Source organism: Aeromicrobium sp. YIM 150415 (genome assembly GCF_016918125.1).
In the GTDB taxonomy this organism is placed as follows: Bacteria; Actinomycetota; Actinomycetes; order Propionibacteriales; family Nocardioidaceae; genus Aeromicrobium; species Aeromicrobium piscarium.
In genome coordinates, this window is record NZ_JAERWM010000001.1 from 99,588 (window position 1) to 117,824 (window position 18,237).

Sequence of the window (18,237 nt, forward strand, 5' to 3'; positions counted from 1 at the left end):
CGTCCAGGGAGATACCCCCCCCACACTCAACGAGGAACCGCGCGCGACGGGAACGGAGGTCAGGACGGCTTGGGCTCGCTGGTGGAGAGGGCGGCGATGAAGGCCTCCTGGGGGACCTCGACACGACCGACCATCTTCATGCGCTTCTTGCCTTCCTTCTGCTTCTCCAGCAGCTTGCGCTTACGGCTGATATCGCCGCCGTAGCACTTCGCGAGGACATCCTTGCGCATCGCGCGGATCGTCTCGCGGGCGATGATGCGCGCTCCGATCGCGGCCTGGATCGGCACTTCGAACTGCTGTCGAGGGATGAGCTCCTTGAGCTTCCCGGCCAGCGCGACACCGTAGGCATAGGCCGAGTCGCGGTGCACGATCGCGCTGAAGGCGTCGACGATCTCGCCCTGCAACAGGATGTCGACCTTGACCAGGTCGGCGGCCTGCTCGCCCGAGGGCTCGTAGTTCAGGGAGGCGTATCCCTTGGTACGCGACTTGAGCTGGTCGAAGAAGTCGAACATGATCTCGCCCATGGGCAGCGTGTAGCGGATCTCCACACGGTCCTCGGACAGATAGTCCATGCCCTCGAGCTTGCCGCGACGCGACTGGCACAGGTCCATGATCGCGCCGATGTAGTCCGCGGGTGCGAGCAGCGTGGCGTTGACGATCGGCTCGTAGACTTCGGCGATCTTGCCGCTCGTGGGGTACTCGCTCGGGTTGGTGACGACCACCTCGCTGCCGTCCTCCATGACGACCCGGTAGATCACATTCGGTGCGGTGGAGATGAGGTCGAGGTTGAACTCGCGCTCCAGCCGCTCGCGCACGATCTCCAGGTGCAGCAGCCCCAGGAAGCCGATACGGAAGCCGAAGCCCAGGGCCCCGGAGGACTCCGGCTCGAACTGGAGCGCGGCGTCGTTCAGCTGCAGCTTGTCGAGGGCGTCGCGCAACGTCGGGTAGTCGTCACCGTCGATCGGGTAGAGCCCGGAGAACACCATCGGGTTGGGATGCCGGTAACCGCCGAGCGCCTCATCAGCGGGGCGGTTGTTGGAGGTGACGGTGTCGCCGACCCGCGACTGACGGACCTCCTTGACGCCCGTGATCAGATAGCCGACCTCGCCGACGCCGAGGCTGCGCTCCTTGATCGGCTCAGGGCTGATCACCCCGACCTCGAGCATCTCGTGCACGGCCCCGGTCGACATCATCTTGATGCGGTCACGGTGGTTGAGCTGGCCGTCGACCACGCGCACGTAGGTGACGACCCCTCGGTAGGTGTCGTAGACGCTGTCGAAGATCAATGCCCTCGGCTGGCCGTCGGCATCGCCCACCGGGGCGGGCACCTGCTCGACGATCGCCTCCAGCAGGTCCGCGACTCCCTCGCCGGTCTTGGCCGATACCCGGAGCACGTCGGCCGGGTCTCCGCCGATGATGCCGGCGAGCTCCTCAGCGTATTTCTCCGGCTGCGCTCCCGGCAGGTCGATCTTGTTGAGCACCGGGATGATGTGCAGGTCGGCTTCGAGCGCGAGGTAGAGATTGGCGAGGGTCTGCGCCTCGATGCCCTGGGCGGCGTCGACGAGCAGGATCGCACCCTCGCAGGCCTCGAGGCTGCGGCTCACTTCGTAGGTGAAGTCGACGTGACCGGGCGTGTCGATCATGTTGAGCACATGAACGGTGCCGGCGCTCTCGCCTCGGGCAGGCGTGAACGGCATGCGCACGGCCTGGCTCTTGATCGTGATGCCACGCTCGCGCTCGATGTCCATGCGGTCGAGATATTGGGCCCGCGCGGCACGCTCGTCGACCACCTCGGTGATCTGGAGCATGCGGTCGGCGAGGGTGGACTTGCCGTGGTCGATATGCGCGATGATGCAGAAATTGCGGAGGACCTCGGCCGGGGTCGAACCCGGGGCCGGGCCGTGGAGAGTGGACACGAGGCGGCTACCAGGCGATCGCGATGACGACGTTCAGGCCGATGAGGCCCGCCAGCACGTAGGCCATCGAGTTGGGGGCGGGCTTGCGCTGCTGGGTGTACGCGACCACGACGGCAGCGAGCGCGACGACGAGTTTGACGCCGATCTTGGCGTGATTGGGCCCCTCGTCGTACACATCGGTCATCTCCCACAGCCCGACCAGCAGCAGGCCGGTCACCAGCGCCGCGGCCGTGGCGTGAGCCGTACCGGGGGTGATCTGCGGCGGAGTGAAGTTCATCGCCAACAGGGCGACGGCCCAGAACAGGACGTGCAGGATGACGAGGATGGTGAAGAGGGTAGCCACGGCCTCCATCGTAGAGGTCGATGCGATTTGAGTCGGCAGCGCGTGTGCTGCTATCGTTGAGGATCGCGTGCCCGATCACGTCTGTCGACGTCCGGCGCCATCACCATCTTCATCAGCAGTTTCACGAGAGAACAGGTTTTGCCCCGTGGCGAACATCAAGTCGCAGATCAAGCGCAACCGCCAGAACGAGGCTGCGCGCGAGCGCAACAAGGCCGTGCGTTCGGCTCTGAAGACCTCCGTCCGTCGCTTCAACGAGGCCGCCGAGGCCGGTGAGCAGGACAAGGCGCAGGAGATTGCGCGCGAGACCAAGCGCAAGCTCGACAAGGCCGCCTCGAAGGGCGTCATCCACAAGAACCAGGCCGCCAACCGCAAGTCGGCCATCGACAAGAAGGCCGCCGCTCTCTGAGCCGGTCGTCCTCGAAAGCCCCGTCCGCGGACGGGGCTTTCGTCATTCCCGGGCGGATCTCGTCTCCTGCGAATGCCGCCCGCCCTCACTATGAAGAGCCTGACAGTCTCCTGCGGACGGCACGCCTGGACAGATAGCTCTCGACATCAGCCCACCGCCCAGTGGAATTGGCGAACTCCACGTAGTCACGAGCCCGAACGAGCCAGTCGATCACGGACGGCTTGATCGTGGTCAACGCCGCCTCTACATCCTCATGTCGTAGATCGCCCTGATTCCCAGTCTCCAAGGCGCGCTCGATGGCCTGATCGATTCCCAGATCGATCAGCGCATGCAGGTCCGCACCCGAGTACAGTTCCGTGAGCCGTGCCAGACGCTGGGGGTCGACCGCCGAGTCCGGAATGTCACGAAGACGCACTGCCGCGACCTCGGCCCTGGCCGCCTCGTCAGGCGGTGGAACGAAGACCTGCCGATGCAGTCTGCCCGGCCTCAACAGGGCGCCATCGATATCCCATGGAGCGTTGGACGCGGCGAGGACGAGGATACCCCGCATATCGCGTCCCACTCCGTCGAGTTCCTGCAGCAGAGTGTTGGTCATCCGTCGGGCCATCTCGCCGTGCGCCCGCGAACGCGCGTAACCAAGCGCATCGATCTCGTCGATGAAGACCACGCACGGCGCAATATCCCGAGCGATCTCGAATGATTGCGAGAGATTGAGTTCGGCCTGCCCTTGGAAGGGAGAAAGGACATCGTCGATGCCAAGATCGACGAAGGGAAGCCCGCACTCGCCGGCGATGGCGCGGGCCAGAAGCGTCTTCCCGCACCCCGGCGGCCCGTAGAGCAGAGCGCCTCCGCCGGCCTGACGTCCGTACTTCTCATACAGTTCGGGTCGCACGAAGGGCATGATGATCATCCGATGCAGCATCTTCTTGACGTCCTTCATTCCCCCGACATCGGCGAACGTCAGTGCTACCCCCTCACCTGGGAGATAGCTCGCTCGTCGGTCCTCGCGCGCTGCCACGGCCGAGCCGAGAAGCTCCCCGAGTTGCCGGTCCAGTTCACCGAGCCCCTCGACCTCACCGGTATGGCGGGCCATCTCGATACATCCGCGCGCCATACCTAGACGCCCGACGCTCAGAGCCAGCCGGGCAATACCGACCGCATCGGCACCGCTGAGTTCACCCTCGGTGAGGAGACGTTCGTAGTGGTCGAGCGCCTCGGACACATCACCGGACTCCATGAGCAGCTCGGCAAGCATCGTGCGCAAGGTCGCATTGGCGGGATCAGCCTCCACGGCTGCTCGCAGGGCTTCGATCCGGTCGGACATGGGTTCCTCACCGAGTAGCGGGACGGGTCTGATAGAAGGTCGTGGGACCGGTCGGTCCACTAGGTCCGAGGTCCACTGCGGGAACGAGCTGCGGCGCGTACAAAGAGATGGGCCCACAACAGATAGCACCCAGCGGCGGTCATCACGCCGAGCAGCCCGAGAGCCCACCCCTCATGACCCGCCCGAATCAGCCCCTGGGCGACGAGGAAGGCCATCAGCGCCAGGCAGCCCCACCATGCCCCCTGCCCGCGGGTGAGGCCCGTGTACGGCCGAATGAACCATCGCGTCAGCGCGACTTCCTCGCGAACGACCGCCATGACCCGCGGGTTGTCCAGGTGGTGCGGTGCCGCCCGAGAGAACCACCGGGCGCTCTCCTGATGGCGATATCGGGCAGCGTCGATGTCCCCCAGGATCAGCGGAGCGAAGTCATCGTCGGGGTGGTCGGCGAGCAGCCCCCGAGCGACCCTCTGCGCCGCCTCGAGATCCCCCGTGACGAAGTGATAACGCGCGAGGATTCTGCGCGTCATCAACGCGTTCGGCGCCAGGGAGCTGAGCTGGACGATCGCCCGGCTCGCCGCAGCCAGACTGCCCGCGTTGATCAGTCCCTCCGCATAGACGGCCCCGAACCAGAGGTTCTCCGGTTGCGCGGCGACCGCACGGTACAGCAGTTGCAGCGCCTGGGCGTGCTCGCCCAACTGACTCAACGCCACTCCGAGCACGACCGAAAGTTCGCGATTCGCCGGATCGAGGGTCAATCCACGACGAGCGACTCTGGCGGCTTCCTCATACTCACCCAGATCGGAGAAGGCCAAGGCCATCGCCTCGTACCGCTGTGCCGAGAGTTCTCCAGCGGCCGACTGCAGCACGTCCACCGCTCGCCGTGGTTGATTGATCGCCAGGTGATGTCGAGCGCGCGCAAGGGTCTCGTCCTCCATCAGAGATCTCCCTTTCACCCGTTCGGGCCATGGCCCGGTCCCACCTGCGCTGATCGTAGGGGATCTCGACGGCATCCAGGGCAGGTTTGCGGAAAGATGAGGGAACGAGAGTCAGACCGCGGTCCGGCGTGATGGCTGACCGCGCGTGAGGCTCAGTGGCGCTGGCGGGCGGCGGCGACGCGCAGGATCATGCGCTCCACGGCATAGCCGGGCTCGGCTCCTCCGCCCTTGACCGCGATATCGGCCTCGGCGACTGCCTGCAGCGCCCGCTGGAGGCCGGTGGGCTCCCAGGAGCGCAGTTGCTGACGTAGGGCGCGGATCTTGAACGGCGGCGCTCCGACCTGGGACGCGAGCTCATTGTCGCGCATCCCTCCGGGGGCGCTCGCCAACTGCGCCAGCTGTCGCAGCCCGCTAGCGAAGGCCGAGGTGACCAGCACAGGAGCGACGCGGGCCGCCTCGGCCCATCGGGCCCGCTCGAGAGCGTCGGCGAGCCGGCCCTCGATCGCCGCATCGGCGATCTCGTAGCCGCGAACCTCAGCTCGCCCACCGAAATAGCGTCGGACGATGTCGAGGGTGATGGCCTCCCCCGGTGCGGAGGTCACGGCCAGCTGATCGACCGCCCCCGCGAGCGCCCGCAGATTCTGGCCCACGGCCGTGACCAGGAAGGCCGCGGCCGCCTCATCGATCGAGCGTCCGAGATCGCGTGCTTCCGAGCGCACCCATCCGGCGAAATCCCGCTCGTACTTGGGTGGCTGCACCTTGACCTCATGCACCACGGATGCCTTGCGCAGACGATCGAGGACTCCCTTGCCTTTGTTGCCCCCGCCGTGCACCGCGATCACGGCGACATCGTCCTGCGGAGAGCCGGCGTAGGCGACCAGTTCGGCGGCAGGCGCCTCCGCGAGGTTCTCCAGCTCCAGCACGACGACCGCGGTCGCGGCCGAGAAGAGGGACGGACTGGTGAGCGACGCCAGCTCGCCCGCCGCGAGCTGTCCGGCCAAGGTCTCCGAGACCTCCACATCGGACACTTCCTCGCGCACGGCGTCGAGCGCGCGACGGCGCGTACGCTCGGCGAGGAACTCGGCATTGCCGGTGATGAGCAGGATCTTGCCGAATGCCGTGGCCACGTGTCGAGGATATCTGCGCGAGCCGACAGCCGGCGATCCCCGTCGCAGTCCGGGACGCCCCGCTCGCGAGATCAGGGTGAGACCGCGCGTAGCTCCCCGTCGCGCTGGACGATGGCGATGTCACCGAGCTCATCAGTGCGCCACGTGCGGATCCCCGCGTCTCGGAGGATGTCCAAGGAACGCCGTGTCGGATGCCCGTAGTCGTTCTCCCCGACACTCACGGTCGCGGCCACCGCACCCGTCTGCTGGTGGAATCGCGCCGACTGATCGGCGCTGCCATGATGCGGCACCTTGAGGACGTCGGCGGTGACATCCTCGCGTGCGGCGACCCGCGTCTGCGTCTGCTCGCCGAGATCGCCGGTGAACAGCACCCGCACACCGTTGATCGTGAAGCGTTGCACGAGGCTCGCGTCATTGCGGTCGGTCGCCGGGTGGTCCGTATCGGGCCAGAGCGTCTCGATCTCGACCTCGCCGACCATGACGGACTCCCCGGGGCCGGGTGTGGACCGCGGGACATCGGGGAGTTCCGGCCCGCCGGAGGGGCCGACCATGACGTGCTCGACCTCGCGCCCGCGGACAGCCCCGCGCCAGCCCGCCACGTGATCGGCATCGGCATGGCTGAACACCAGCAGCCGAATTCGCTCGATACCGAGCCGGCGCAGGCATCGATCGATCGGCCCCGGGTCCATGCCGGTGTCCACCACGATCGCATCGCCCTCCCCCAACGGCACGACACTCGCATCGCCTTGCCCCACGTCGCACGCCACCGCGATCACCTCGTCGGGCGGCCACCCGGTCTGCGGAGGCCGGACGATCGCCACCAGCAGACCCAGTGACAGCCCGGCCGCCAACACGGGACGGCTGAGCACCACCAGCACGATCGCCGTAACGACCGGGACGACGAACACGAGCGACCACCACGGCTGCTCCCAGGCGATCGCCGCACCGTCCCACGACGCCGATCGCTGGCCCACCTCGGCGATCCACCAGGCAGCGCCGAAGGCACCAGCACCGATCAACCGTGCGGCCGGAGCCCACAGCAGGTCGGCGAGACCACCGGCCAGTCCCAGGATCGTGGCCGGGGCGACGGCCGGTGCGGCCGCGACATTCGACACCACGGCGACCAGGGAGACCTCCTCGGAGATCGCCGCGACCATCGGCACACAGGCCAGATGTGCCGCCAGGGGGACCGCGAGCGCCATCGCGATCCACGTCGGCAGCCACTGTTCCAACCGCCGCGTGAACATCGGCCCCAGCGTGACGATCCCCGTGGTGGCGCACACCGACAGGACGAATCCCGCCGCGCGACCCATCCACGGGTCGATCACCAGCAGCGCGATGACCGCCCATGCCACTGCCCGCAGGCCGTCCCTCGTCCCCCACCCCAGTCCGACCACCGCCACCGTGCCCATGACGGCCGCGCGCTGGACACTCGGCTCCGGGCGGGCGACCAGCACGAACACGATGACGGCCAGGAGCGCCGCCGGGATCGTCAGACGCTTCGCGCCGATGCCTCGCACGATCAGCAGCACCGCGCCGAGGACGATGGTCAGATTGCTGCCTGATACAGCCGTCAAATGTGTCAAACCAGAGCGTTGGAAGTCCTCCCGAAGATCATCGTCGACTGCCGTGACATCGCCGGTGACGAGGGCCGGTACGATCGCGGCTCCTGCTCCCGGATAGGGGGCCACCGCGGACCGGACGCCCTCACGCACCCGCTCGCTCGCCTCCCACCACCAGGCGGCATCACCGACTCGCTGCCACCGTTGGACCGCCAGGACGCCGACCGCATCGGAGTCCTCCGTTGCGGTGAGAGCGCCCTCGACCACCACCCGCCGTCCGACCACGAGCCCATCGAGATCACCGCGGACGAAGGCGGTCAGCCGAGCCCGGCCCTCGGTCGATCCGCCACTGCTGCGCGCACGCTGCACCGTGAGCTCGACGACTCCCTGCTCTCGCTGAGGCCCGAACGCGCGCACGTCCTGATGCACGGTGGCCTCGACCGTCACCCAGCGGCCGTCCTCCGCCCAGGAATGCAGAGGATGATGTTCCACCGCCATGATCCGCGCTCCCGCCGACATCGCCACGAGGCCGATCGCCATCGCGATGACCGCGAGACCCGGCCGGCGCCCGAGAAGGAGCACCGCAGCGAGCGCTGCCACCGCTGCGACGATCGCCACGACGTGACCGGTACTCGTGACGGCCCAGACCGCCACCGCCCAGACGGCACAGGCTCCCGGCACCATGCGCAGGTCGTGGCCGAGCATCACACCACGACACGGTCGCGCAGCTCGGCGAGGGTCGCTTCACCAATGCCTTTGACATCGAGCAGATCCTCCACGGCACGGAAGGGGCCGTGGTCGGTGCGGCGGTCGATGATCGCTTGGGCCGTCACGGGCCCGACCCCGGGGAGCTCCTCCAGCGTGGAAGAGTCGGCCGTGTTGATGTTGATCCGACCGCCGGGGGCCGCTCCTCCGCCAGCGTCTCCGTTCGAGGACTCGGCGGGCGGGCCACCCACGACGATCTGCTCTCCGTCCTGGATCTCCCGGGCCAGGTTGAGGGTCGACAGGTCGGGTGCCCCAGCCACGCCGCCAGCAGCCTCGATCGCCTCGTGCACGCGACTTCCCGGTGCCACGATGACGATGCCCGGAGTCTGTACCTCCCCGGTCACGTGGATCACCAGTTCCTCTGGACTCTCGGCCTCGTCCGCCGGCGCTGACGGCGGCGTCGAGGCCGAGATGGAGGCGAGGGGCGCGGAGTCGTCGGACTCCGTGGGGCGTCCGGCGATCACCCACCACGCGACGAGCACTGCGGCCGCGAGACCGAGGACGGCGACGACGGCGAGCTGACGGTCACCCCAGCGCCGCTGCATCGTTCGCGCATGTCGTGGCTCGGTGTCGTCATCGAGCGGCTCCTCGGGATCGGCCGGCTCGTCGTCCGGAGCCGGCTGCCAGGTGGCGTCGAAGGCCGTGGCGAGTTCCGCGAGTCGTCGACGCGCGATCTCGGCACGCGTCTCGTCGGGTACCCCGGGAACGATTCGTCTGGCCACGTCAGCACCGTACGAAGCCGGTCAGCGACTCGTCACCACCTCAGACGGCATCTGTGGACAGCCGCTGAAGGTCCGGGTCCTGGGGATAACCGGGTCTCGTCCGGCGGTTCCTCGTTCCCGAGATCAGCGACCGGTCACGGTGACGGCGATCATCCCGGGGCCGACGTGGGCACCGATATCGGCGCCCACTTCGTCGACGGGGACGGACCCTCGCCCCCACGCCTCGGCGAGGCGCCCGGCGACGTCATCGGCACGCTCCTGGGCCGCGAGATGCTGCACCCCGGTGTCGAAGCCGCGGGGGAACCGCTGCGATGCCTCGACCGCCAGCTCCACCACGCGCGCGAGCGCTTTGGAGGACGTCCGGACCTTCTCCAGCGGCACGACCGCTCCGTCGGCGACAGTGAGGATCGGCTTGACGGCGAGGGCCGACCCGATCAATGCCTGCGCCGCGCCGATACGACCACCGCGCTTGAGGTATTCCAAGGTGTCGACATAGAGCAGGACGGTGGACTGCTGTCCGGCGCGCCGCGCCGCGGCGACGATCTCGGCGCTCGATCCGCCGTCATCGCGCATGCGCGCCGCCGCGCCGGCGGCGAAACCCGTCGCGATGCCGACCTGGCCGGTATCGACGAGATGCACCGGCACCTCGCACCGTGAGGCCGCTAGTCGAGCCGAGTCGATCGTCCCGGAGACTCGCTTGCTCAGATGTACCGACACGATCTCGGTCGCTCCCTCGGCGACGAGACCGGCGTACACCGCCGCGAAGGCCTCCGGGCTCGGACGCGAGGTGCTGACCGTGGCCTTGTCGCGCAGGGCACCGGCGATCACCTCGGCGTCGATGTCGACACCCTCGGTATAGACGCGCGATCCGATGACGACCGTGGTGGGGACGACGGCGATCCGCTCGCGTGACGCGTCGTCCGGGTCGAGCGAGGCAGTGGAGTCGGTGACGATCGCGACGCTCATGCGTTCACCCGCCCGCGCTCGATCATGTCGTCACCTTATCCGTCTCACGTCCGTCGGCGGTGGGTTACGCACCCCTCGCCCTGCGGGGCGGGGGGGGGGGGGCGCCCCCCCCGCGGGCGGGGGGGGGGGGGGCCCCCCCCCCCCCCGCCCGGCCCCGGGGGGGGGTGTGGTTACCCCCCCCCCCGCGCCGGTTGAGAGGTGCGTAACCCACCGCCCCGCGGAACGAGACGTGCGTAGGTCACCGCTCCAGGGAGGGTGGATGCGGCTCAGACGACGATGTTGACGAGCTTGGGGGCACGGACGATCACCTTGCGGATCTCGCGTCCGTCGATCGTGCGCACGACATTGGGCTCGGCGAGCGCCAGCTCGGTGAGAGCGTCCTCGGCGATGTCCGGGCTGACCTGCAGCTTGCCGCGCACCTTGCCCTGCACCTGTACGACACAGGTGACCTCCTCGGCCACCAGATACCGCGGATCGGCTTGCGGGTACGGGACGTAGGTGATCGTGGCATCGTGTCCGAGTCGTTCCCACAGCTCCTCGGCCAGATGCGGCGCGAACGGTGCGAGCATCTGCGCGAGCGGTTGGAGTGCCGCCCGGGAGGTCACCGACTGCTTGGTGAGGTGATTGGTGAGCTCGATGAGCTTGGCGATCGCCGTGTTGAACCGCAGCTCTTCCATGTCGCCGCGCACGCCGTCGATCGTGCGATGCAGGACGCCGAGGGTCTCGCGGTCGAGCTCGTCATCCGTGGCTCGCGTCGCGCCGGTCTCCTCGTCGACGACGAGACGCCACACGCGCTGCAGGAAGCGCTGCGAGCCGACCACCGCGCGGGTCTCCCACGGACGGGAGACGTCGAGCGGGCCCATGCTCATCTCGTAGACGCGGAAGGTGTCGGCACCGAACTGGTCGTACATCTCGTCGGGCGTGACGACATTCTTCAGGGACTTGCCCATCTTGCCGTACTCGCGCTGGACCTGCCGGCCCTCGTACCAGAAGGTGCCGTCCTCGGCCTCGGTGACATCGTCGGCCGGCACATAGGCGCCGCGCTCGTCGGTATAGGCGAAGGCCTGGATGTAGCCCTGGTTGAAGAGACGATAGAACGGCTCCTCGCTGGAGACATAGCCGAGATCGAACAGCACCTTGTGCCAGAACCGCACGTACAGCAGGTGCAGCACCATGTGCTCGACGCCGCCGATGTAGAAGTCGACGCCTCCTGGGTCATGGGCACGACGCTGCTCCTGCGGACCCATCCAGTAGCGCTCATTGGCCGGATCGGCGATGCGCTCGGTGTTGTGAGGGTCGGTGTAGCGCAGCTCGTACCAGCTCGAGCCGGCCCAGTTGGGCATGGTATTGGTCTCGCGGCGATAGGTCTTGGGGCCGTCGCCGAGGTCGAGCTCGACGTTGACCCAGTCGGTCGCGCGGGCGAGCGGGGGCTCGGGCTCGCTCTCGACATCGTCGGGGGCATACGTGCGCGGCGAGTAGTCCGGCACCTCCGGCAACTCGACGGGCAACATGCTCTCGGGCAGCGCGATGGGCGTGTCGTCCTCGTCGTAGACGATCGGGAACGGCTCACCCCAGTAGCGCTGACGGCTGAACAGCCAGTCGCGGAGGCGGTAGGTGGTGGTGCCCTCGCCGGTCCCCTGCTGCTCGAGCCAGGCGACGATGCGCTCCTTGGCCTCGGACACCGCGAGACCGTCCAGGCTGATCTCGTCATTGGACGAGTTGACGACGCGGCCGTCACCCGTGAACGGCAGCTCGCCTTCGCCGTCGATGACCCGAGGAGTGGGCAGGCCGAAGCTCTGCGCGAACTCGAAGTCGCGCTCGTCGTGGCCGGGCACCGCCATGATGGCGCCGGTGCCGTAGCCCATCAGGACGTAGTCGGCGATGAAGACGGGGATCTGCTCGCCGTTGACGGGGTTGGTCGCGAAGGCGCCGGTGAAGACTCCGGTCTTCTCCTTGTTTTCCTGGCGCTCGACATCGGACTTGGCCGCGGCGCTCGCCCGGTAGGCGGCGACGGCCTCGGCCGGGGTGGTGGCCCCGCCGGTCCAGCGCGCGTCGGTGTCGGACGGCCAGGCGGTGGCCGTGAGCGTGTCGACGAGCGGGTGCTCGGGGGCCAGGACCATGTAGCTGGCGCCGAAGAGGGTGTCCGGGCGGGTGGTGAACACCTCGACGGGCTCGTCGACGCCGCACACCGCGAACTGCACCTGGGCGCCGTGGGAACGGCCGATCCAGTTGCGCTGCATGAGCTTGCCGGACTCCGGCCAGTCGACGCGGTCGAGATCGTCGATGAGCCGGTCGGCATAGGCGGTGATGCGCAGATTCCACTGCCGTAGGCGACGTTTGAAGACCGGGAAGTTGCCGCGCTCGCTGCGGCCCTCGGCGGTGACCTCCTCATTGGCGAGGACGGTGCCGAGGCCGGGAGCCCAGTTGACCGGAGCGTCGCTGATGTAGGCGAGCCGGTACTCGGCAATGATCTCCTCGCGGTCGGCGGCCGAGAGGTCGGCCCAGATGGCTCCCCCGGGCACGTCGCGGGCGCCGTTCTCGAACTCGGCGATCAACTCCCCGATGGGGCGAGCCCGGTTCAGGTCCTCGTCGTACCAGGAGTTGAAGATCTGCAGGAAGATCCACTGGGTCCACTTGACGAAGTCGGGATCGATCGTGGCGAACGAACGACGCGGATCGTGGCCGAGGCCCAGGCGCCGCAGTTGCCGCCGCATGTTGGCGATGTTCTCCAGCGTCGTCTCGCGCGGATGACGACCGGTCTGGACGGCGTAGAGCTCGGCGGGGAGCCCGAAGGCGTCGTAGCCGAGGGCGTGCAGGACGTTGTCGCCGCGCATGCGCCGGTAGCGGCCGACGACGTCAGTGGCGATATAGCCGAGGGGGTGACCGACGTGCAGCCCCGCACCCGAGGGGTACGGGAACATGTCCATGAGGAAGTACTTGGATCCCGCGGCACGCTGCTCGCCCTCGGCAGCCAGATCGCCCACCGGATTGGGGGCGTCGAAGGTGCCCTCGTCCTCCCACCGGTCCTGCCAGCGCAACTCGAGTCGGCCGGCGAGCTCGCTGGTGTAGCGGTGGCCGGTGTCGGTGGGCGTGGGATTCTCGGTGGTCACCAGCCCATGCTAGCCAGCGGCCTCTCCCCCGATCCGTGGGCGGTGCGCTATCCCGCAGTTCGCGGCCGACGGTGCGGGATAGCCCACCGCCAACGGCAGAGGTGCGGGATAGGTCACCGCCCACCTCGTCGCCTCGGGCTACTCCTCTTCGACGACGATGGGGCGCCATCGTGCCCACGCGATGAAGATCGCCGAGGTGACGAGGAGCCCGATACCGGTCCAGAGATTGACGTGGAAGCCGTCGCCCTTCGCCAACTGCTCGTCGGAGGTGAAGAACAGTCCGACGATCACGAGCACGACCCCGTAGAAGCCCAGCAGGCCGCCGATGATCGTGCGGATGTCGAAGGCACCGGCGGTCTTGCTCTGGCCGGGATGCTCGCGGGGTTGCTGATCGTTCATGTCGGTCACCTCAGAAGATCACGTTGAAGACGATGATGATGACGAGCGCGATGCCGGCGAGCTTGACCGGCGACTGGTACCACGGCAGCTCCTTCTCCTGCGGGTCGACCAGCGACTCCTTCGGGGTCAGGCCGTAGACGAGACCCACCAGCTGTTTCTCGGGCTTCGGCGCCGTGACCGAGGTGACGGCGACGCTGACGGCGATGTCGACCACGAAGGCGGCACCGGCAGCGACGAAGCTCGCTCCCTGGCCGCTCAGCGGCAGCGCGCCGATGCTGAGGCCGCCGAGCGCGTCCTCACTGAGGATCGCCACCAGGACGGCCGCGAGGGTGCCGGAGACGAGTCCGGTCCAACCGGCCGTCGCGGTCATGCGCTTCCAGAACATACCGAGGATGAACGTGGCGAAGAGCGGGGCGTTGAAGAACCCGAACAGCGTCTGCAGATAGTCCATCAGGTTCGAGTAGTTCGAGGCGATGAGCGCGGTGCCGATCGCGATCACCGTGGCGGCGACCGTCGCGAGGCGCCCGACGAGCGTGTAGTAGCTGTCCTCACGGTCCTTGACCACGTACTGCTGCCAGAGGTCGTAGCTGAAGACGGTGTTGAAGGCCGAGATATTGGCTGCCATTCCTGCCATGAACGAGGCCAGCAGTCCGGCGATGGCGATGCCGAGCATGCCATTCGGCAGCAGATCGCGCATCAGCAGCAGGATCGCGTCGTTGTAGGTGACGCCCTCGACGCTGTCGCCTCCCTTGAGCTGCGCCAGCTCGGGGACCACGATGGCGGCGATCATGCCCGGGAGGATGACGATGAAGGGGAAGAACATCTTCGGGAAGGCGCCGATGATCGGGGCGCGCCGCGCCGAGGACATCGACTTCGACGCCATCGCGCGCTGGACCTCGACGAAGTTGGTGGTCCAGTAGCCGAAGGACAGGACGAAGCCCAGGCCGAAGACGATGCCGATCACGGACAGGACGGGGTTGTCGATCCCGGTGAGATCAGTGCCGGGCCACGACTCGAGCTGCTCGGGGCCCGGCTGGATCTTCTCGGTGAGCCCCTGCCACCCGCCGACCTTGTGCACCGCGATGATCGTGAGCGGCAGCAACGCCGCGACGATCACGAAGAACTGCAGCACCTCGTTGTAGATGGCTGCGGAAAGCCCGCCGAGCGCCGTGTACGAGAGCACGATGATCGCCGCGATCACCAGCGAGACCCACAGCGGCCAGCCCAGGAGCCGGTTGACGATCGTGGCGAGCAGGAACAGGTTGATGCCGGCGATGAGCAGCTGGGCCACGGCGAAGCTGAGGGCGTTGACCAGATGCGCGCCGGTGCCGAAGCGCTTGCGCATGAACTCCGGCACGCTGCGCACGCCGGAGCCGTAATAGAACGGCATCATGACGATGCCGAGGAAGAGCATCGCCGGAACAGCGCCGATCCAGAAGTAGTGAGCCGTCGCCATGCCGTACTGCGCGCCGTTGGCCGACATCCCCATGATCTCCACCGCGCCGAGGTTGGCGGCGATGAAGGCCAGGCCCGTGACCCACGCGGGAAGCGAGCGCCCGGACAGGAAGAAGTCGATGCTGCTGGACACCTGGCGCCTGGCCAGCAGGCCGATGCCCAGCACGACGGCGAAGTAGGCCGCGACGATGAGGTAGTCCACGAAATTCGCGTCGAGACGGAATGTGGAGTCTGCTGTCGCTATCACGTCGTGTGACGTTACTCCCATCCTCGGGTGCTTGCCGGGTGCCGAGTCGGGGCGGCCCGAGGGCGGGTCCGAGAGCGCTCGGCGCCTTACGATTCCCCTATGTCCATCAAGCTCGAGAATGTCGCCATCGCCGTCCGCGATCTGGAGGCGACGATCGCATTCTTCACTGATCTCGGCCTGACCGTCCTCGGCCGCGACACGGTCAGCGGCGAGTGGACCGACACCGCGGTCGGCCTCGACGGCAACCACGCCAGGATCGCGATGCTCCAGACCCCTGACGGGCATGGCCGGCTCGAGTTGTTCGAGTACCTCCATCCGGAGGCGATCGAGACCGAGCCGACACGTCCGAACGAGATCGGCATGCACCGGGTCGCCTTCTCCGTCGACGACCTCGACGAGGCCCTCGAGATCGCCGCGCGACACGGCTGCCATCCGTTACGGGGTGTCGCGACCTATGAAGACGTCTACAAGCTCACCTACGTCCGTGGCCCCAGCGGCATCATCGTGATGCTCGCCCAAGAGCTCAGGCCCGCAGCCGAGTAACCCCTACCGGAAGCGACCTCCGCTACTCCACCACCGAGGGCGGGGATTCGGTGATCGAGTAGGCACGGCGAGCTCTGCGAGCGGGGCCGTATCGAGATCACGTTCGGTGGGTGTGGTCTCGATACACCACGCGCGCTGAGCGCACTCGGCTACTCGACCACCGAAGGCTCAGGACCGGTGGTTGAGTAGGAAGCTCGCTCAACGAGCGACCGTATCGAAACCACCCGGAGTGTGGCCTCCATCGCCGCCACGTTCGCTGAGCGCACTCCGCTACTCGACCGCCGAGGGCCGGGACCGGTGATCGAGCAGGCACGGCGAGCGTACGGAGGGAGCCGGTCATCCCTGGAGGGCGCAGAAGACCTCGACTTTGCGGGTGGGCCCGGAGACGATGAGCTCGTCGGAGGCGGAGATGAGCGTCTCGGGCCGGGCGTAGGTGAAGTCCTCGCCGCGGCGTTTGACCCCCACGACCGTGATCGCGTACTTGCTGCGCAGAGCCGACTGCTCGAGGGTCTGGTCCACGGCGATCTTGGGGGCCCGGGTACGGGCGATGGAGAACCCGTCGTCGAACTCGATGTAGTCGATCATCGCGCCGGTCACCATGTGGGCGACCCGCTCGCCCATCGCCGACTCGGGGCGGACGACGTGCGTCGCGCCGACCCGCTCGAGGATGCGCGCGTGCTTGGCGTTGATGGCCTTGGCCCAGACCTCCTCGACGCCGAGCTCGACGAGGCTCAGCACGGTGAGCACGCTCGCCTCGATATCCGTGCCGATACCCACTACCGCGCGGGAGAACTGCTCGGCGCCGATCTGGCGGAGTGCCTCGGTATCGGTGGTGTCGGCGGCGACGACGTGGGTGAAGTCGCTCGCGAACTTCTGCACGAGGTCGGCACGTTCGTCGACTGCCAGCACCTCGTGTCCCAGTCGCTCCAGCGACCGCGCGACGGACGCGCCGAAACGGCCGATGCCGACGACGAGGACGGGAGCGGTGAGGGGGTTGTCGCTCTTCTTACCCAATGATCGGCTGCTCCTCGGGAAGGTGATACCGCGGTTGACGGCGACGTAGGACGAAGGCCGACGCTGCGGCAATCGTGCCGACTCGGCCGACGAACATCAAGCCGATGAGCAGCAGTTGAGACGGCGCATCCAGCTCGGGGGTGAGTCCGGTCGACAATCCGACCGTCCCGAAGGCCGAGGTCACCTCGAAGAGGGCGTCGATATACGAGGCCCCCGACAGCAGCATGAGCAGCAGCGTGCCGCCGACCACGAGCATCACCGCGATGAGCGCTATCGACAGCGCTGTGCGGACGGTGCGGCCGCTGATGGAGCGTCGGCCGATCCGCACTTCGGGATCACCGCGCAGTTCGGCGAGGATGACGAAGGCCAGCAGCAGGAAGGTGGTGATCTTGATGCCACCCGCCGTGCTCGCGCTGCCGCCCCCGATGAACATCATCATGACGGCGATGCCCTGGGTCTCGGGGCGCACGAGGGCCCAGTCGAAGCTCTGGAGACCACCCGAGCGGGTCATGATCCCGCCCTCGACACTGGTCGCGATCTTCTCCAGGAAGGGCTGCGAGCCGAGGGTGTCGGGATTGCTCCACTCGATCGCGAGGAAGGCCAGCGAGCCGATCGCCAGGAGCAGGAACGACCCCCAGACGGTCAGCCGCGTATGGATGGTCCACCGGCTCGGCTGGCGCCAGCCGCGATAGAGCTCGGCGAGCACCGGGAAGCCGACCGCGCCGATGAAGACGGCGATGGAGATCGGAACGATGACGCCGACATCGCCCGCGTAGGACGTGAGGCTGTCGTGGTTGAGCGAGAATCCGGCGTTGTTGAACGCCATGACCGCGTCGAACACGCCGTGCCACAGCGAGTCGAGCCAGGAGTCGAAGTAGGCCGCGCGATAGCGGAGAGTGAGGATGACCGCGATGACGGCCTGGAAGCTCAGCAGGGTCACGGTGACCCTGCGGAAGAGCGGACGGACGTCGCCGAGGCTCACGACGTGCATGTCCACCTGGGCCAGCATCTGGGTGCGCAGTCCCAGCCGGCCGCCGATGAAGAGCCCGAGGACGGTGGCGAGGGCGATGATGCCGATGCCGCCGATCTCGACGAGGAGCAGGATGATGACGTGCCCGATCGGCGACCAGTAGGTGCCGGTGTCGACGGTCGCCAGTCCCGTCACGGTGACGGCGGAGGTGGCGGTGAAGAAGGCGTCGAGGAAGTCCGGCGACGCATCCCCTTGCCGGGCGAACGGCAGGAGCAGCAGCAACGTGCCGACGATGATGAGTCCGAGGAAGGCGAGCGGCAGCAATCGCACGGGATGTGCGATGGCGGCAGGGATGTGCAAGCGACGCGAGGGCCTCATCACCCGATGACGGTACCGCGCTCCCGGCGGCGTGCAGCGCAACAGCGCACAGGAC

The 18,237-nt window shown here is 67.7% G+C and carries 15 protein-coding genes; 2 read left to right on the forward strand and 13 right to left on the reverse strand.

Annotation, left to right across the window (positions count from 1 at the left end; all coding sequences use genetic code 11):
• Positions 1-59: 59 nt before the first annotated feature.
• Both lepA and JL108_RS00545 read right to left on the reverse strand, forming a co-directional pair.
• A complete protein-coding gene (lepA, locus tag JL108_RS00540) occupies positions 60-1,916 on the reverse strand; it encodes a translation elongation factor 4 (RefSeq protein ID WP_205196436.1) in 1,857 nt (618 codons plus the stop codon).
• A 7-nt stretch (positions 1,917-1,923) separates the two neighbouring features.
• Positions 1,924-2,259 carry a hypothetical protein gene (locus JL108_RS00545; RefSeq protein WP_143913799.1) on the reverse strand — a complete coding sequence of 112 codons (336 nt, stop codon included), beginning with the start codon at positions 2,257-2,259 and terminating at the stop codon, positions 1,924-1,926.
• Between the two features lie 145 nt (positions 2,260-2,404).
• Between JL108_RS00545 and rpsT the strand changes: the two genes are divergently transcribed.
• Positions 2,405-2,665 carry a 30S ribosomal protein S20 gene (gene rpsT / locus JL108_RS00550; RefSeq protein WP_143913798.1) on the forward strand — a complete coding sequence of 87 codons (261 nt, stop codon included), beginning with the start codon at positions 2,405-2,407 and terminating at the stop codon, positions 2,663-2,665.
• A gap of 88 nt (positions 2,666-2,753) precedes the next feature.
• Here the strand turns inward: rpsT and JL108_RS00555 are convergent, their stop codons facing one another.
• The 9 genes from JL108_RS00555 to JL108_RS00595 form a co-directional block, all read right to left on the reverse strand.
• Positions 2,754-3,989, reverse strand: a complete 1,236-nt coding sequence (locus tag JL108_RS00555) for an AAA family ATPase (protein WP_205196437.1) — start codon at positions 3,987-3,989, stop codon at positions 2,754-2,756.
• A 59-nt stretch (positions 3,990-4,048) separates the two neighbouring features.
• Positions 4,049-4,924 carry a lipopolysaccharide assembly protein LapB gene (locus tag JL108_RS00560; RefSeq protein WP_205196438.1) on the reverse strand — a complete coding sequence of 292 codons (876 nt, stop codon included), beginning with the start codon at positions 4,922-4,924 and terminating at the stop codon, positions 4,049-4,051.
• 152 nt (positions 4,925-5,076) lie between these two features.
• Positions 5,077-6,051, reverse strand: a complete 975-nt coding sequence (gene holA / locus JL108_RS00565; protein WP_205196439.1) for a DNA polymerase III subunit delta — start codon at positions 6,049-6,051, stop codon at positions 5,077-5,079.
• A gap of 71 nt (positions 6,052-6,122) precedes the next feature.
• On the reverse strand, positions 6,123-8,318 hold the full coding sequence (locus tag JL108_RS00570; RefSeq protein ID WP_205196440.1) for a ComEC/Rec2 family competence protein: 2,196 nt from the start codon (positions 8,316-8,318) through the stop codon (positions 6,123-6,125).
• Positions 8,318-9,100: a ComEA family DNA-binding protein gene (locus tag JL108_RS00575; protein ID WP_205196441.1), complete on the reverse strand. Its 783-nt coding sequence runs from the start codon at positions 9,098-9,100 to the stop codon at positions 8,318-8,320. Before JL108_RS00575 ends, JL108_RS00570 begins: the two co-directional genes overlap by 1 nt.
• A gap of 123 nt (positions 9,101-9,223) precedes the next feature.
• Positions 9,224-10,066: a DegV family protein gene (locus JL108_RS00580; protein WP_205196442.1), complete on the reverse strand. Its 843-nt coding sequence runs from the start codon at positions 10,064-10,066 to the stop codon at positions 9,224-9,226.
• Positions 10,067-10,332: 266 nt separating this feature from the next.
• On the reverse strand, positions 10,333-13,176 hold the full coding sequence (gene leuS / locus JL108_RS00585; protein WP_307837141.1) for a leucine--tRNA ligase: 2,844 nt from the start codon (positions 13,174-13,176) through the stop codon (positions 10,333-10,335).
• A gap of 138 nt (positions 13,177-13,314) precedes the next feature.
• Positions 13,315-13,575 (reverse strand): hypothetical protein, encoded by a 261-nt coding sequence (locus JL108_RS00590; protein ID WP_143913793.1) that lies wholly within the window; start codon positions 13,573-13,575, stop codon positions 13,315-13,317.
• Positions 13,576-13,585: 10 nt separating this feature from the next.
• On the reverse strand, positions 13,586-15,274 hold the full coding sequence (locus JL108_RS00595) for a sodium:solute symporter family protein (protein ID WP_307837145.1): 1,689 nt from the start codon (positions 15,272-15,274) through the stop codon (positions 13,586-13,588).
• 102 nt (positions 15,275-15,376) lie between these two features.
• Here JL108_RS00595 and JL108_RS00600 point away from each other — a divergent pair, with 102 nt between their 5' ends.
• Positions 15,377-15,820 (forward strand): VOC family protein, encoded by a 444-nt coding sequence (locus tag JL108_RS00600; RefSeq protein ID WP_205196444.1) that lies wholly within the window; start codon positions 15,377-15,379, stop codon positions 15,818-15,820.
• A gap of 336 nt (positions 15,821-16,156) precedes the next feature.
• On the opposite strand, the gene JL108_RS00605 is transcribed toward JL108_RS00600, so the two are convergent.
• Positions 16,157-16,834: a TrkA family potassium uptake protein gene (locus JL108_RS00605; RefSeq protein WP_205196445.1), complete on the reverse strand. Its 678-nt coding sequence runs from the start codon at positions 16,832-16,834 to the stop codon at positions 16,157-16,159.
• Complete coding sequence (locus JL108_RS00610; protein WP_205196446.1) at positions 16,827-18,182, reverse strand: TrkH family potassium uptake protein; 1,356 nt, start codon at positions 18,180-18,182, stop codon at positions 16,827-16,829. Before JL108_RS00610 ends, JL108_RS00605 begins: the two co-directional genes overlap by 8 nt.
• Positions 18,183-18,237: the final 55 nt, after the last annotated feature.

Bases quoted from the DNA above. Each gene is read 5' to 3' on its own strand.
- JL108_RS00560 (WP_205196438.1), bottom strand. From the start codon at position 4,924: ATGGAGGACGAGACCCTTGCGCGCGCTCGACATCACCTGGCGATCAAT.
- JL108_RS00590 (WP_143913793.1), bottom strand. From the start codon at position 13,575: ATGAACGATCAGCAACCCCGCGAGCATCCCGGCCAGAGCAAGACCGCC.
- JL108_RS00555 (WP_205196437.1), bottom strand. From the start codon at position 3,989: ATGTCCGACCGGATCGAAGCCCTGCGAGCAGCCGTGGAGGCTGATCCC.
- JL108_RS00570 (WP_205196440.1), bottom strand. From the start codon at position 8,318: ATGCTCGGCCACGACCTGCGCATGGTGCCGGGAGCCTGTGCCGTCTGG.
- JL108_RS00600 (WP_205196444.1), top strand. From the start codon at position 15,377: ATGTCCATCAAGCTCGAGAATGTCGCCATCGCCGTCCGCGATCTGGAG.
- JL108_RS00580 (WP_205196442.1), bottom strand. From the start codon at position 10,066: ATGAGCGTCGCGATCGTCACCGACTCCACTGCCTCGCTCGACCCGGAC.
- JL108_RS00610 (WP_205196446.1), bottom strand. From the start codon at position 18,182: ATGAGGCCCTCGCGTCGCTTGCACATCCCTGCCGCCATCGCACATCCC.